Origin of the sequence: Bacillus sp. FSL L8-0199 (assembly GCF_038005705.1) — a bacterium.
Taxonomy (GTDB): Bacteria; Bacillota; Bacilli; order Bacillales; family Bacillaceae_G; genus Bacillus_A; species Bacillus_A cereus.
In genome coordinates, this window is sequence record NZ_JBBOTS010000001.1 from 4,019,802 (window position 1) to 4,033,866 (window position 14,065).

Consider the following 14,065-nt stretch of genomic DNA (forward strand, 5'->3'; position numbering starts at 1 on the left):
TTTCTAACATAGAAAAACCTCTTTCCACTAAGAAAGAGGTTTGAAGTTTATCTTCTCCCCTCTTATCTGCCAGAAAGTTTTACTTTCTGCTGGAATTAGCACCGTGCCTTTTGGCGTAATAAACGCCCCATTTCACAATGGTATTACGGTCGGTTGCTGGGCTTCATCGGGCCAAATCCCTCCACCTGCTCTTGATAAGAGTTGTATAATTTTTTGAATTTTTAACTTTATGTTGAAGACTATACCAAGAATAAAAATCACTTGTCAACATTTTATTTGTATAATTCTGGACGGCGATCCGCAAAAACTGGAATTCCTTTACGTACTTCTTTAATTTTCTCGAATACAAGCTCTCCAAATAAAATTGATTCCTCTTCATTCGCCTCTACTACAACTTCACCCCAAGGATCCACAATTAAAGAATGACCTGCAAATACATTATTCGAATCCTTTCCTGCTCTATTACACGCAACAACATAACATTGATTTTCAACTGCTCTTGCTTGCAATAGCAAACGCCAATGTGCTAAACGAACTAATGGCCATTCAGCTACAACAAATAATAATTTTGCCCCTTTAGCAGTATGGACACGCATCCACTCTGGAAAACGAATGTCATAACAAATTGTTCCAGCGCATTCAACATCATCTAGCTTAAATTCGCCCGTACCATTACCAGCTATTAAATATTTATGTTCATCCATAAGCTGAAATAAATGTACTTTACTATATTCGTTGACTAGCTGTCCTTCATTATTTACAACATACATCGTATTTGTAACGCCTTGATCCGTTTGCTTCGCTATGGACCCACCAACAATATGTACATCATATTGCTTCGCCCATTCTATTAACTTTTCTTTCGTTTCCACTCCATCCCTATCTGCAATTTCAGAAAGTCTCGTTAAATCATATCCTGTTGTCCATAGTTCTGGTAAGACGATAACATCTGGTCTTTCCTTCATAGCTTCGCTTATTTTATTTTTAGCATTCTCAATATTTTTTTCTACATCTCCAAAAACAATATCCATTTGAATACATGCAACTTTCATTTTTTCAGCCCCATTCTTATTTTTCTCTTTACAAAATACTGGAAAGATTATATCATTTGTCACTAGAATTGTAACAACTTTCAAAAGAGGTGGAAAGTATGAAATTATTTCAACCTTCTGAGATAGTAACATCATTGCCAACACAATTTTTCGCTTCACTTGTTGCAAAAGTTAACAAAGTCGTTGCAGCTGGTCACGATGTTATTAATCTAGGTCAAGGTAATCCAGATCAACCAACACCGCAGCATATCGTAAAAGCTTTACAAGATGCTGCCGAAAAGACCATTCATCATAAATATCCGCCATTTCGCGGACATGAAAGCTTAAAGGAAGCCGTGGCTACATTCTATAAACGTGAATACGGCGTCGAATTAAACCCAAAAACTGAAGTTGCTATTTTGTTTGGCGGGAAGGCTGGACTAGTAGAATTACCGATTTGTTTTACAAATCCTGGTGATACGATTCTCGTTCCGGATCCAGGTTATCCAGATTATTTATCCGGGGTTGCTTTAGCAAAAGCACACTTTGAAACAATGCCGCTTATTGCAGAAAATAACTTTTTACCAGATTATACGAACATTGATGACTCTATTGCAGAGCGTGCAAAATTAATGTTTTTAAACTATCCAAATAATCCTACCGGTGCTACTGCATCAAAAGATTTTTTTGATGAAACCATTCACTTTGCTAATAAACATAATATATTAGTTGTTCACGATTTTGCTTATGGCGCTATCGGATTTGATGGTCAAAAACCTGTTAGTTTCTTGCAAGCAGATGGTGCGAAAGATATAGGAATTGAAATTTACACATTATCAAAAACTTTCAATATGGCTGGCTGGCGCATCGCTTTTGCTGTAGGGAATGAAAGTGTGATTGAAACAATTAACCTATTACAAGATCATATGTATGTTAGTATATTCGGTGCAGTTCAAGATGCTGCTCGAGAAGCGCTATTAAGTTCACAGTCTTGCGTAATAGACCTTGTAAATAGTTACGAATCTCGAAGAAACGCTCTTATTTCAGCCTGTCACTCAATTGGTTGGAATGTAGACATTCCAACAGGATCATTCTTTGCATGGCTTCCCGTTCCAAAAGGATATACCTCTGAGCAATTTTCTGATATTTTACTAGAAAAAGCACATGTCGCAGTTGCTCCTGGTGTTGGATTTGGTGAGCATGGGGAAGGGTATGTCCGTGTTGGTCTCTTGCATACAGAAGATAGATTACGAGAAGCCATTAATCGAATCGATAAATTAAATTTTTTCAAAAAGTAATTGACAACATGAAAAATATCTGACAAAATTCAGTTATCTTAAAAATTTAAACATTTCTAAATACTTCTTATCAAGAGCAGGTGGAGGGACGAGCCCGACGAAACCCGGCAACCGATCTACAATTGTAGACACGGTGCTAATTCTCGCAGCATGATGCTGACAGATAAGGAGCTGGTTGTAAAAAAACCTCTCCTTAGCTGAGAGGTTTTTTTATTTAACTAGGAGGTTATAACAATGAGCGGAATTATAGCGACGTATTTAATCCATGATGATTCACATAACTTAGAAAAAAAAGCTGAGCAAATTGCACTCGGTTTAACGATTGGCTCTTGGACACATTTGCCACATTTATTGCAAGAACAATTAAAACAACATAAAGGCAACGTCATTCATGTTGAGGAATTAGCTGAACATGAACATATCAATTCGTATTTACGTAAAAAAGTAACACGCGGGATGATTAAAATCGAATATCCATTATTAAATTTCAGTCCAGACTTACCAGCTATTTTAACAACTACATTCGGAAAGCTATCACTTGATGGCGAAGTGAAATTAATTGACTTAACTTTTTCAGACAAGTTAAAAAAACATTTCCCTGGGCCAAAGTTCGGCATAGATGGTATTCGAAACCTTTTACAAGTGTATGAGCGCCCTCTTTTAATGAGTATTTTTAAAGGGATGATTGGACGAAATATTGGGTATTTAAAAACGCAATTACGCGATCAAGCAATTGGTGGCGTGGATATCGTAAAAGATGATGAAATATTGTTTGAAAATACATTAACACCTCTTACGAAACGCATTGCATCTGGAAAAGAAGTTTTACAATCCGTATATGAAACGTACGGACATAAAACGTTATATGCCGTAAATTTAACAGGACGAACTTTTGATTTAAAAGAAAATGCGAAACGTGCAGTGCAAGCTGGGGCTGATATTCTATTATTTAACGTATTTGCTTATGGACTAGATGTACTACAATCACTTGCAGAAGATGATGAAATCCCAGTTCCCATTATGGCACACCCTGCTGTAAGTGGTGCTTACTCATCATCCAAGTTATATGGAGTTTCCTCTCCATTATTACTAGGAAAGCTACTACGTTATGCTGGGGCTGACTTTTCATTATTCCCATCTCCATACGGAAGTGTTGCACTAGAAAAAGAAGAAGCTCTTGCTATCTCAAAATATTTAACTGAAGACGATGCATTTTTCAAGAAGAGTTTCTCTGTTCCGTCTGCTGGTATTCACCCTGGTTTCGTTCCCTTTATTGTACGAGATTTCGGTAAAGATGTTGTTATTAATGCTGGCGGCGGGATACACGGACATCCGAATGGAGCGCAAGGCGGCGGTAAAGCCTTCCGTACTGCGATTGATGCTACTTTGCAAAATATACCTCTCCATGAAGTAGATGACATAAATTTGCATAGTGCACTACAAATATGGGGAAATCCCTCTCATGAGGTGAAATTATGAGTATTCAAGTATTTTGTGATTTCGATGGCACGATTACAAATAATGATAACATTATGTCCATTATGGAAAAATTCGCACCACCAGAAGCTGAAGAAGTAAAGAATAGAATTTTATCACAAGAGCTATCTATTCAAGAAGGTGTTTCTCAATTATTTCAATTCATACCTACTAATCTGCACGATGATATTATTCAATTTTTAATAGAAACTGCTGAAATCCGTAGTGGTTTTCATGAGTTTATACAATTCGTAAAGGAAAATAACATTTCTTTTTACGTGATATCAGGTGGAATGGATTTCTTCGTCTATCCACTCTTACAAGGAATCATTCCAAAAGAGCAAATTTATTGTAATGAAACAGACTTTTCAGCAGAGTTTATTACAGTTAAATGGCCTCATTCTTGTGATGATCATTGTCAAAATCATTGCGGATTATGTAAATCATCATTAATCCGTAAATTAAGTGATACAAATGACTTTCATATTGTAATTGGAGATTCTATTACTGATTTACAAGCCGCGAAACAAGCTGATAAAGTATTCGCTCGCGATTTTCTTATTACAAAGTGTGAAGAAAATCATATTGCTTATACACCGTTTGAAACATTTCAAGATGTGCAAGCTGAATTAAAACTTTTGTTGGAGGTGAAGGCATGAAACAACTTTTTCGTCAATGGTATGACTTAAGCGAGATAAAAAAAGAGTTAACAACACGAAATTGGTTCCCAGCAACAAGTGGTAATATTTCTATAAAGGTTAGTCATGAACCACTTACTTTTCTTATTACAGCAAGCGGTAAAGATAAAACAAAAACCACTCCAGATGATTTTCTATTAGTAGATCATGTAGGAGTTCCCGTTTTAGAGACTGAATTACGCCCTTCAGCAGAAACAATATTGCATACACACATTTATAACAATACGAATGCCGGTTGCGTACTTCATGTTCATACAACCGATAATAATGTCATCACAAATTTATATAGTGATGCAGTCATCCTTCAAAATCAAGAAATTATTAAAGCTCTCGATATTTGGGAAGAAGATGCAACCATTCACATTCCTATTATCGAAAACCATGCCCATATCCCAACACTTGGAGAAAACTTCCGAAAGCATATACAAGGAGATTCGGGTGCAGTATTAATCCGTAACCACGGTATTACCGTATGGGGCCGAGATAGCTTTGATGCAAAGAAGAGATTAGAAGCTTATGAGTTTTTATTCCAATTTCATATAAAACTATTATCAATTCAAGGAGGCGTTTCTAATGGCGCAAATTCGTATTCATGAAGTAAATACTCGTATTGAAAATGAAGTGGAAGTATCTAAATTTCTACAAGAGGAAGGCGTTTTATATGAGAAATGGAATATTTCTAAACTTCCTACTCATTTAAATGAAAATTATTCGTTAACAGATGAAAACAAAGCTGAAATATTAGCTGTGTTTTCAAAAGAAATCGCTGATGTTTCAGCACGCCGTGGTTATAAAGCACATGATGTAATTTCACTTTCAAATAGCACCCCTAACCTTGACGAATTATTAATTAATTTCCAAAAGGAACACCATCATACAGATGACGAAGTTCGCTTTATCGTCAGTGGTCATGGCATTTTCGCTATTGAAGGTAAAGATGGGAAATTCTTTGATGTTGAACTTGAGCCAGGCGATTTAATATCTGTTCCTGAAAATGCAAGACATTATTTTACCTTGCAAGATGATCGCCAAGTTGTAGCTATTCGTATTTTTGTGACAACTGAAGGCTGGGTTCCAATCTATTAAGGTAGTTAGTTGAATAAAAGGACTTGGACCCCCTTTTCCAAACTTTTATTCACTCTACATATATACATCCTCCTATGGAACAGGCTTATTTCATTTTGAAATAAGCCTGATTTTTTATTTACTTGAAAGTACTATTTCATCACAAATTTAACACCTTGATTTTTCAAGTGCATTTTCCGAACATTTTTTGAACATTTATTGAATTTTTTCTGAAAATTCTGTTTTATATGTGATATACTACAATTAATTAAGAAGGAAAATAATATCGCAAACAGAGGGGGATAATCATGAGCTTACTTATCGCACTTATACTTGGAGTTACATGTGGAGCATTTCCTGTTATTTTAGGAGCTATTATGGAAGAGTTAGAAATTGGTGTTTTAGGATTTGTCGCATCTTGTGTAAGCGCTTTATTGTTTGGTTTATTCGGCGCTATTCCTGTTTCAATTCTGTGTGCTTTTTATATAATACGCCATGCTCGTACAAAACAATTTGGCCCTAATCACATCGCACAAATTATCCCGTTCCCGGTTGAACGATGCCGCCGGGCTTCTAACTTATAATTATAAAAATTAAAGATGACTAAATAAATAAAAGTCCTCATTTGAGGACTTTTATTTATTTTCTTCTAGAAATTGAAACAATTCTTGTAAATGTAGGGCATCTTCACCATAGCTAACAGATACATGAAATATGCCGTCAATCTCAGCTTGCATATAAAGATCCACTCCATCACGATCATATTTCAATGCTAAATAAAACTCCATTTCTTCTAACATCTTTTTTGAGGTTCGAATTACATAATGCCCCTTCTCATCTCTTCCATATTCAAATTCTGGTTCAAAATCATATTTTTGTTTAAAAGCTTCTTTTTGTCTTTCATTAATTTGCATACAAGTAGCTCGCTGTACAGTATCAATCATCTCATCAAACTTTTGAAGGTCCACCTCGTTTACCCCCTTATATATTTTTTATATAATACTTGTGTTCCACTATTTTCTTCGCCATCCTTAATTAACTCTTCATACAATTCTTTCGCCAAACTTAAGCCTGGGACTGGTAATTGTAATTTTTCTGCTTCCTCTAAAGCAATTTTCATATCTTTCATAAAATGCTTTACATAAAATCCTGGCTCAAAGTCTCCTTTTAACATTCGAGGAGCTAAATTACTTAAAGACCAGCTACCTGCTGCCCCTGTTGAAATACTCTCTAACACTTTATCTGGATTCAGTCCAGCCTTCTTCGCGTAAGCAACAGCTTCACATACTCCAATCATATTGGAAGCAATGGCAATTTGATTACACATTTTTGTATGTTGTCCACTCCCAGCTGGTCCTTGTAATTGAATGTTTGTTCCTAACTTTTCAAGTAAAGGTAAGCATCTATCATATATTTCTTTCTCTCCACCTACCATAATTGCGAGTTTTGCTTCTTTCGCGCCAACATCTCCTCCTGAGACAGGTGCATCTAACGTATATATTTTTTTGCTTTTTGCAACTTCATTAATACGTTTTGCTAAAGTAGGTGTAGATGTCGTAAAGTCAATTGCTATCGTACCTTCTTTTGCATGTTCTATAATTCCTTCTATACCAAAATACACTTCTTCTACATCATGTGGATATCCAACCATTGTCATTACAATATCAACTTGCTTCACTAACTCTTTTGGCGTATCACACCAATGTGCACCAGCTTGCACTAAAGAATCTGTTTTTGCTTTCGTTCTATTATATACATATACTTTATGACCATCTTGCATTAAGTGATAAACCATACTTTTTCCCATTACGCCAATACCAATGAAACCTATTGATACAGTTTTATGTTCCATTTTCTCATCCCCTTTGTTCTAATAAATCATTTACCATCTTTCGGAACTCTTTATTAAAGTCATCATCCATACTATTTTTCACATTTGAAAATAACATAACAAAAATTCTTTTTTCTTTATTAAAATTATTAAAAGTGTTCCAACCAGATAATACACCATGATTATGAAAATAATCTGGATATATATAAAAACTAAATGCATATTTCCGTTCTGCTGAAGGCGAAAACATTGCTTGTATACTTTGTTCAGAAAGAAGTTTTCCATTTATAATTGCTTCGTCTAACTTCTTCATATCTCCAACTGTCGTATACATCTCACCACAACCATATAGCCAATCCATGCCTAACTTCTGCGCTGGTACAAGCTCTTTATCTTTTTTCACATAACCCTTTGTAAAATTTTTTTCTCCAGGTACCATATTTCCCATACCGGATTCATGCATATCTGCTTTTACAAATATGTTTTCTTTTATGTAATCTCCTAAAGGTTTTTTCGATATATGTTCTATTATATAAGCAAGCACCATATAATTATAATCTGTATATCTCCAACCTGTTCCTGCAGGAAATTCTAAATTTTGACGTCCAATCCAATTAATTAATTGTAAGCGGGAAGCCGCATTCACATTTCCTTTCGCATGTTCAGGTAAACCAGAGGTATGCGTTAATAAATGATATAGCGTAATATTTTTATTCTCCGGAAATGAAGGAATATATTTATTTACATTATCTTGAATATTCAATTTACCTTGTTCTTGCAACTGTAAAATAGATGTGGCAACAACTGTTTTCGTAATAGAACCGATACGATATTTTGTTTGAGGCGTATTTTCTATTTTATTTTGAACATCAGCATACCCATATCCTTTATTCAATATAACATGCTCTTTATCTGTTACCAAAACTGTTCCATTAAATTGCTTTCCGACTAAATATTGATCTAATTTTTGAGATATACTAGCATAAGCAATTTGTTGCTCTTCTTTTTCTTCTATATTCCCTTGTACTTCCGATTCAATAGTAGGATTCACTTTAGTTGTTAATACAGTGTTTTCCTTTATATTGGGGCTAACAAGAAAATAGTATACTCCGCCGCCAACTATAGCAGACAGTGAAGCCACCACCATTACTTTTTTTATCATATTGATCCTCCATAATTCCTTCGCTAAAAATTGTCCCCCCTATTCTATTATCAAACAATAAAAAAAAATCGCAACAATTTGTTGCGAAAAATTACATTTTTTCTTTTCTATACACACATACTTGATTCTTTCCATTTTTTTTCGCTTCATATAATGCAATGTCCGCTCGTTGCATTAATTCTTCTCTTGTAGTTCCTTGTTCATATAACGCAACTCCAAAGCTAGCTGTTAACTTCGAAATTCCAGTAAATTGCTTTGTTTCAATGAAGAATCGTAATGACTCCGCAACTTGAAATGCTTCCTTTTCTACTGTATTTGTCACTAATATAATGAATTCTTCTCCTCCCCATCTTGCAAATACATGTTGCTGCTCCACTTTAGATTTCATAAGCTCTGCAAGTTGTATTAATGCTAAATCGCCAAAATCATGACCATATGTGTCATTAACTGTTTTAAAATTATCTATATCAAATAAAATGATTGCTATTTTCTCATCACTACGTATTACCTTTTCCCATTCTACCTCTAGTATTTGTTGAAACTTTAAACGATTATAAATCTCTGTCAATGAATCTATCATAGCAAGTCTTTCTTGTTCTTGATAGGTTTCATCTAATTCTGTAATTTCCGTGCACTTTACAATAAATCTTGATAAATCTTCTGGCAATGGTGTCGCACGTAATAGAAAAGTAGATACTGCCCCTTCATAATTTAACATCTTAATTCTTCTACCACTAGATAAAGTATCGTCTAGCCATGTTATATCATGCGTCGTCGAGTAGTATCCATTTTCTCTAATAAAATGTTCAGCAAATACTAAATGTTGCTCACGATAGGCAAACAAATTTTCATATCCGAAAAAAGCTAAAAAATTTGTATTACAATCAACTATTTCATCATCTTCTACTATAAATAATAGATCATTTTGAAAATCAAACATCGTTTGAAGCAATTCCTGCTGCAAACTAACTTGCCTTACTAAAGAAAGTTGATACAAACTCTTATTCACTTCCTCTAACACTGCTTGCGGAGTTACAGGAGCTATTACAATATTACGTATTCCTAATGCAAGTACATCTGTGAATTCTTTTGTTATTTGTTGATCCCAAATGACAATGAATGTACTGTGCGGAGTATACATATTCTTTATATATTTTATTTGAGAATAATCTGTTACATACGTAATGATAATGTGTGGTTTCGTTCTTTGAAATAATAGTTCGCCCTCTTCAAAACTATTTGCTATAAACATACATTTTGGATGGATATTTTCTACCGTTTGTTGATGCTTACATCCATTTTCTATATAAAGGACATTTAACTGCAGATCTTGTAACACATTTTGGAAAACCGTATTCTCTAATAAAAAATGTAGTATGTTCATCACTAGTCTTCACTCACTTCATATATCTTGTTCTACTGAATTCCTCACAAATTTTTTTAAAAGACTGGTCTCCAATAAACTTTAATTTGTGAGAGACACATATTAACAAGCTAATTGAGAATGTTATCTTCGCTTTTCACTCTATAAATTCCTTTTTTAGTGTATGATTGTAGGAATTGTATCGTTTGTATGAATGCCCTAGCTAATTTTTAAAACTTGACAATTAAAATAAAGATATTATATTCTTAAATTCGATAACTTACAAAATGTAAGTAGTGTATATTATTTTTTTGAAAATAATTCGATATACAATTTGGAGGATATACAATGACAAACGACAACTTTTTTGATGTTCTATATGAACGCACATCTACACGTGCATTCAACCCAAATAAAGAAATCTCATCTACAGAATTACATGAGATTTTAAAAGCCGCAGCACAAGCACCTTCCGCTTGGAACTTACAACACTGGAAATTCCTTGTTTTTCAAGGTGAAGATGTACAAAAACGATTACACCCAATAGCTTATAACCAACAACAAATTCTTGATGCTTCTGCAGTAGTCGCTATTTTAGGCGATTTAGAAGCTTATAAAAATGTTGAGCCGGTATATGGTCCAATTGTAGAACAAGGATTTATGAAAGAAGAAGCAAAAGAACGCTTAGCTAAAAATATTGAATCTGCATATGCTCGTGAACAATTCCCAAGAGATGCTGCCTTTTCAAATGCATCTTTAGCAGCAATGCAACTTATGCTTGCAGCTAAAGCAACTGGTTGGGATACTTGTGCTATTGGTGGCTTCAATCCACAAGCACTGACAGACGAATTTAACGTTTCATCTCGTTACGTTCCAATTATGCTTATTACAATTGGTGAATCAACTTTAAAAGGCCACCCTGCACCTCGCATGAGCGTAGAGCAAGTGAGTGAGTGGGCAAAATAATAAAAAACGAAGGTAACTACGTTGCCTTCGTTTTTTATTTCCTGTCATACTTTTGTAATATTACTACAAATCATTCGACATTTATACTTATGGAAAAGTATATTCTATTCCCTCCTCATAAATAAACGTGACGTTTCGTGTCGAATTTTGTTAAGGCGTTGAAATATACCCGTGTATTTTTGTTACAATTGTGATACAATGATAACAAATAGATAACAAGAGAGGGATTTTCATTGAGTTCATACGGAAGCTTTATCGCACTTTTATGTTACATAGTAACTGTACTGCTTCTATATTTTATTGGTGATGCCGCAAACATCTCCATTTTACAATTTCCAAAAGAAGAAGCATTCCAATTAGAATCAGAAAAACATACTGCACGATCCATTGTGCCACTACTCCTAGCTCTTCCTGTATATATCATCGTTTTATATAAAAGTAAAAAAGTGTAAAGGCTACCCATTTCATTTATTTCGGTGGTTTTTACATTTTTTTGTTATATTCCCCCTATTTTAAACATCATTCCATACTAAACACCCAGCTAGTCATTTAAAATGAGAAAATCCCCTAGAAAAAATTCCACTCTCTGTCCAGTCACTAACTACCGAACTTACATAGATTATAAGTGTGAAGGGGGTGATGAGGATTATGTTTGGATCATTTGGATGCTGTGATAACTTTAGAGACTGTCATCATCATGAAAGAGAGTGCAGACATCATGAGAAAGAGAGAGAAGTAGTTAGACCACAACAACCAGCTGTATGTAACGTACTTGCTAGCATTTCAGTTGGAACAGAGCTTTCTCTTTTAAGCATTAGAGGTAATGGCACTTTCAACAATGTAATTTTTGAAGGTTTCGCTAACGGTGTTGCTCTTTTCTCTGCTTTAGCTCGTAATAACAAAGATGACAAAGATAACAATAAAGACGATAAACACAATCAAAATCGAAATACTTTTACTGGTATTTTACGTGTATGCCCAACTGATATCGTTGCAATCGCTATCTAATTCTGTCTCTTATCCTCGATAGTAAGCAAATAAGATTTACTTTTCTCATAGAAAAAACCTGAGACCGATTTCAAATCGGCTCAGGTTTTTTTATTGATTATATGCTTTTAACTAGTTCAACAACTTCTTCAGCAGTTGACATCATTAATGCTTTTTCTGCTAATGTTTCCATTTCTGCTTTTGACAACTTGCTTAGCTGTGTTCTTGCAGGAAGAATAGATGTTGCACTCATACTGAACTCATCTAAACCTAATCCTAATAATAATGGGATAGCAAGTGAATCGCCCGCCATCTCACCACACATACCAGCCCATTTGCCTTCTTTATGAGCAGCATCGATAACCATTTTTACAAGACGTAAAATAGATGGGTTATATGGTTGGTATAAGTAAGATACTTGTTCGTTCATACGGTCTGCAGCCATTGTGTATTGGATTAAATCATTTGTTCCGATAGAGAAGAAGTCAACTTCTTTCGCGAATTGATCTGCTAATACTGCTGAAGCTGGGATTTCAACCATCATACCAACTTCAATAGAATCAGAAACAGTTGTACCCGCTTCTACAAGTTTCGCTTTCTCTTCTAATAAAATCGCTTTCGCTTGACGGAACTCATCAAGAGTTGCAATCATTGGGAACATAATTTTTAAGTTACCGTATACGCTAGCACGAAGTAATGCACGAAGTTGTGTACGGAACACATCTTGCTCATCAAGACATAAGCGAATTGCACGGTATCCTAAGAATGGGTTCATTTCTTTTGGTAAATGTAAGTATGGAAGCTCTTTATCTCCACCGATGTCAAGTGTACGAACAACGACTGGTTGACCTTCTTTTACACCTTCAAGAACTGCTTTATACGCTTCGAACTGCTCTTCTTCTGTTGGAAGATTGTCACGGCCCATGTATAAGAATTCTGTACGGTATAAGCCAACGCCTTCTCCGCCATTATCGATAATACCTTGTACATCATTTGGTGTTCCGATATTTGCAACAAGCTCAACGTGATGTCCGTCACTTGTTACAGTAGCTTGGTCTTTTAATTTAGCCCATTCAGCTTTTTGCTCTTCAAATTTCGCTTTCTTTTCTTCAAACGAACGAAGAGTTTCTTCTGATGGATTTACAATTACTTCTCCATCTAAACCGTCAATGATAACGATATCGCCGTTTTGGATTTTCTCCATAACAACTTTCGTACCAACAACAGCTGGAATTTCCATAGAACGAGCCATAATTGCAGAGTGAGATGTACGTCCACCAATATCAGTAGTGAAACCCTTTGCATACTTACGGTTTAACTGAGCTGTATCAGATGGTGTTAAATCTTCAGCAATGATGATTACCTCTTCAGAAATTGTACCAGGATTTGAGAAGTTAATTCCTAGTAAATGTGCAAGAACGCGTTTTGTTACGTCACGAATGTCCGCAGCACGTTCTTTCATATATTCGTTATCCATGTTTTCAAACATAGAAATAAACATTGATGCAACTTCATCCATTGCAAATTCAGCATTTACTTTTTCGCTATTTACTTTATCTTTTACTGGGTTTACTAGTTCTGGATCATTTAACACTAATAAATGTGCTTCAAAGATCGCAGCTTTGTCAGCACCTAGTTCAGCAAATGCGTGGTCCTTAATAGCTTCTAATTCAGTTTTTGCTTTCTCAAGCGCAGCGTCTAAGCGTGCAATTTCTGCAGCTTCGTTTGTAATTGATTTCTTTTCGATGTTAAATTCAGGATTTTCAAGTCTGAAAGCCTTTGCAATAGCAATCCCACTTGATGCAGCGATCCCTTGAATGTTAAGAGTCATTATTCTCCTAATCCTTCGTTTTTCATAGTTTCTTCGATAGCTGCTAGTGCTTGAGCTGCATCATCACCATTTGCAGTGATTTTAATTTCTGCGTTTTGTTGAATGCCTAAAGACATAACGCCCATGATTGATTTTAAGTTAACGTTCTTTCCGTTATACTCTAAGTTAATGTCAGAACCGAATTTGCTTGCAGTGTTTACAAGTAGAGTTGCTGGACGAGCATGAATTCCTGAGTCGCTAGTTACTTTAAAGATTTTTTCCATGATAATTTATCTCCTTTAAATTACAGTATTTTTTAGTTGTATAGACGTGAGTACTACACCATCTATTGTATATAATAGGCGATGTTCGGTCAAC

16 protein-coding genes and 2 riboswitches are annotated in these 14,065 nt (G+C 35.0%); of the genes, 9 read left to right on the forward strand and 7 right to left on the reverse strand.

Annotation, left to right across the window (positions count from 1 at the left end):
* Nucleotides 1-59: 59 nt before the first annotated feature.
* Nucleotides 60-201: riboswitch (SAM riboswitch) on the reverse strand.
* Nucleotides 202-272: 71 nt separating this feature from the next.
* Nucleotides 273-1,136: a carbon-nitrogen family hydrolase gene (locus NST86_RS20500; protein WP_002098106.1), complete on the reverse strand. Its 864-nt coding sequence runs from the start codon at nucleotides 1,134-1,136 to the stop codon at nucleotides 273-275.
* 14 nt (nucleotides 1,137-1,150) lie between these two features.
* Here NST86_RS20500 and NST86_RS20505 point away from each other — a divergent pair, with 14 nt between their 5' ends.
* The 6 genes from NST86_RS20505 (at nucleotide 1,151) to NST86_RS20530 (ending at nucleotide 6,152) form a co-directional block, all read left to right on the forward strand.
* Nucleotides 1,151-2,329, forward strand: coding sequence for a pyridoxal phosphate-dependent aminotransferase (locus tag NST86_RS20505; protein ID WP_086424062.1), 1,179 nt, complete (start codon nucleotides 1,151-1,153; stop codon nucleotides 2,327-2,329).
* Between the two features lie 64 nt (nucleotides 2,330-2,393).
* A riboswitch (SAM riboswitch) is annotated at nucleotides 2,394-2,499 on the forward strand.
* A 64-nt stretch (nucleotides 2,500-2,563) separates the two neighbouring features.
* Nucleotides 2,564-3,808 (forward strand): 2,3-diketo-5-methylthiopentyl-1-phosphate enolase, encoded by a 1,245-nt coding sequence (gene mtnW / locus NST86_RS20510; protein WP_000014178.1) that lies wholly within the window; start codon nucleotides 2,564-2,566, stop codon nucleotides 3,806-3,808.
* Nucleotides 3,805-4,464 carry a 2-hydroxy-3-keto-5-methylthiopentenyl-1-phosphate phosphatase gene (locus NST86_RS20515; RefSeq protein WP_086424063.1) on the forward strand — a complete coding sequence of 220 codons (660 nt, stop codon included), beginning with the start codon at nucleotides 3,805-3,807 and terminating at the stop codon, nucleotides 4,462-4,464. The genes mtnW and NST86_RS20515 overlap by 4 nt, the downstream gene beginning before the upstream one ends.
* Nucleotides 4,461-5,099 carry a methylthioribulose 1-phosphate dehydratase gene (locus tag NST86_RS20520; protein WP_000811338.1) on the forward strand — a complete coding sequence of 213 codons (639 nt, stop codon included), beginning with the start codon at nucleotides 4,461-4,463 and terminating at the stop codon, nucleotides 5,097-5,099. Before NST86_RS20515 ends, NST86_RS20520 begins: the two co-directional genes overlap by 4 nt.
* The gene (locus NST86_RS20525) at nucleotides 5,077-5,589 is read left to right on the forward strand and encodes a 1,2-dihydroxy-3-keto-5-methylthiopentene dioxygenase (protein ID WP_000057317.1); all 513 of its coding nucleotides are present in this window, start codon (nucleotides 5,077-5,079) and stop codon (nucleotides 5,587-5,589) included. The genes NST86_RS20520 and NST86_RS20525 overlap by 23 nt, the downstream gene beginning before the upstream one ends.
* Nucleotides 5,590-5,876: 287 nt before the next feature.
* A complete protein-coding gene (locus NST86_RS20530) occupies nucleotides 5,877-6,152 on the forward strand; it encodes a hypothetical protein (RefSeq protein WP_000054659.1) in 276 nt (91 codons plus the stop codon).
* A gap of 51 nt (nucleotides 6,153-6,203) precedes the next feature.
* Here NST86_RS20530 and NST86_RS20535 read toward each other — a convergent pair whose 3' ends face one another.
* The 4 genes from NST86_RS20535 to NST86_RS20550 form a co-directional block, all read right to left on the reverse strand.
* Nucleotides 6,204-6,536, reverse strand: a complete 333-nt coding sequence (locus tag NST86_RS20535) for a DUF3909 family protein (RefSeq protein WP_000365622.1) — start codon at nucleotides 6,534-6,536, stop codon at nucleotides 6,204-6,206.
* 5 nt (nucleotides 6,537-6,541) lie between these two features.
* Entirely contained in the window at nucleotides 6,542-7,420 is an 879-nt protein-coding gene (locus NST86_RS20540; RefSeq protein ID WP_000400471.1) for an NAD(P)-dependent oxidoreductase, read from the reverse strand.
* Nucleotides 7,421-7,424: 4 nt separating this feature from the next.
* Nucleotides 7,425-8,561: a serine hydrolase gene (locus NST86_RS20545; RefSeq protein WP_227593081.1), complete on the reverse strand. Its 1,137-nt coding sequence runs from the start codon at nucleotides 8,559-8,561 to the stop codon at nucleotides 7,425-7,427.
* 91 nt (nucleotides 8,562-8,652) lie between these two features.
* Nucleotides 8,653-9,945, reverse strand: a complete 1,293-nt coding sequence (locus tag NST86_RS20550; protein WP_001023191.1) for a GGDEF domain-containing protein — start codon at nucleotides 9,943-9,945, stop codon at nucleotides 8,653-8,655.
* Nucleotides 9,946-10,272: 327 nt separating this feature from the next.
* On the opposite strand from NST86_RS20550, the gene NST86_RS20555 reads away from it, so the two are divergent.
* The 3 genes from NST86_RS20555 to NST86_RS20565 all read left to right on the forward strand — a co-directional run bounded on the left by NST86_RS20555 (nucleotide 10,273) and on the right by NST86_RS20565 (nucleotide 11,898).
* A complete protein-coding gene (locus tag NST86_RS20555; RefSeq protein WP_000180372.1) occupies nucleotides 10,273-10,890 on the forward strand; it encodes a nitroreductase family protein in 618 nt (205 codons plus the stop codon).
* Between the two features lie 233 nt (nucleotides 10,891-11,123).
* The gene (locus NST86_RS20560; RefSeq protein WP_000100485.1) at nucleotides 11,124-11,342 is read left to right on the forward strand and encodes a hypothetical protein; all 219 of its coding nucleotides are present in this window, start codon (nucleotides 11,124-11,126) and stop codon (nucleotides 11,340-11,342) included.
* A 196-nt stretch (nucleotides 11,343-11,538) separates the two neighbouring features.
* Entirely contained in the window at nucleotides 11,539-11,898 is a 360-nt protein-coding gene (locus NST86_RS20565; protein ID WP_340934247.1) for a DUF3915 domain-containing protein, read from the forward strand.
* A 97-nt stretch (nucleotides 11,899-11,995) separates the two neighbouring features.
* Here NST86_RS20565 and ptsP read toward each other — a convergent pair whose 3' ends face one another.
* Entirely contained in the window at nucleotides 11,996-13,708 is a 1,713-nt protein-coding gene (ptsP, locus tag NST86_RS20570) for a phosphoenolpyruvate--protein phosphotransferase (protein ID WP_000174207.1), read from the reverse strand.
* Nucleotides 13,708-13,971, reverse strand: a complete 264-nt coding sequence (gene ptsH, locus NST86_RS20575) for a phosphocarrier protein HPr (protein ID WP_000411080.1) — start codon at nucleotides 13,969-13,971, stop codon at nucleotides 13,708-13,710. Before ptsH ends, ptsP begins: the two co-directional genes overlap by 1 nt.
* Nucleotides 13,972-14,065 lie beyond the last annotated feature (94 nt).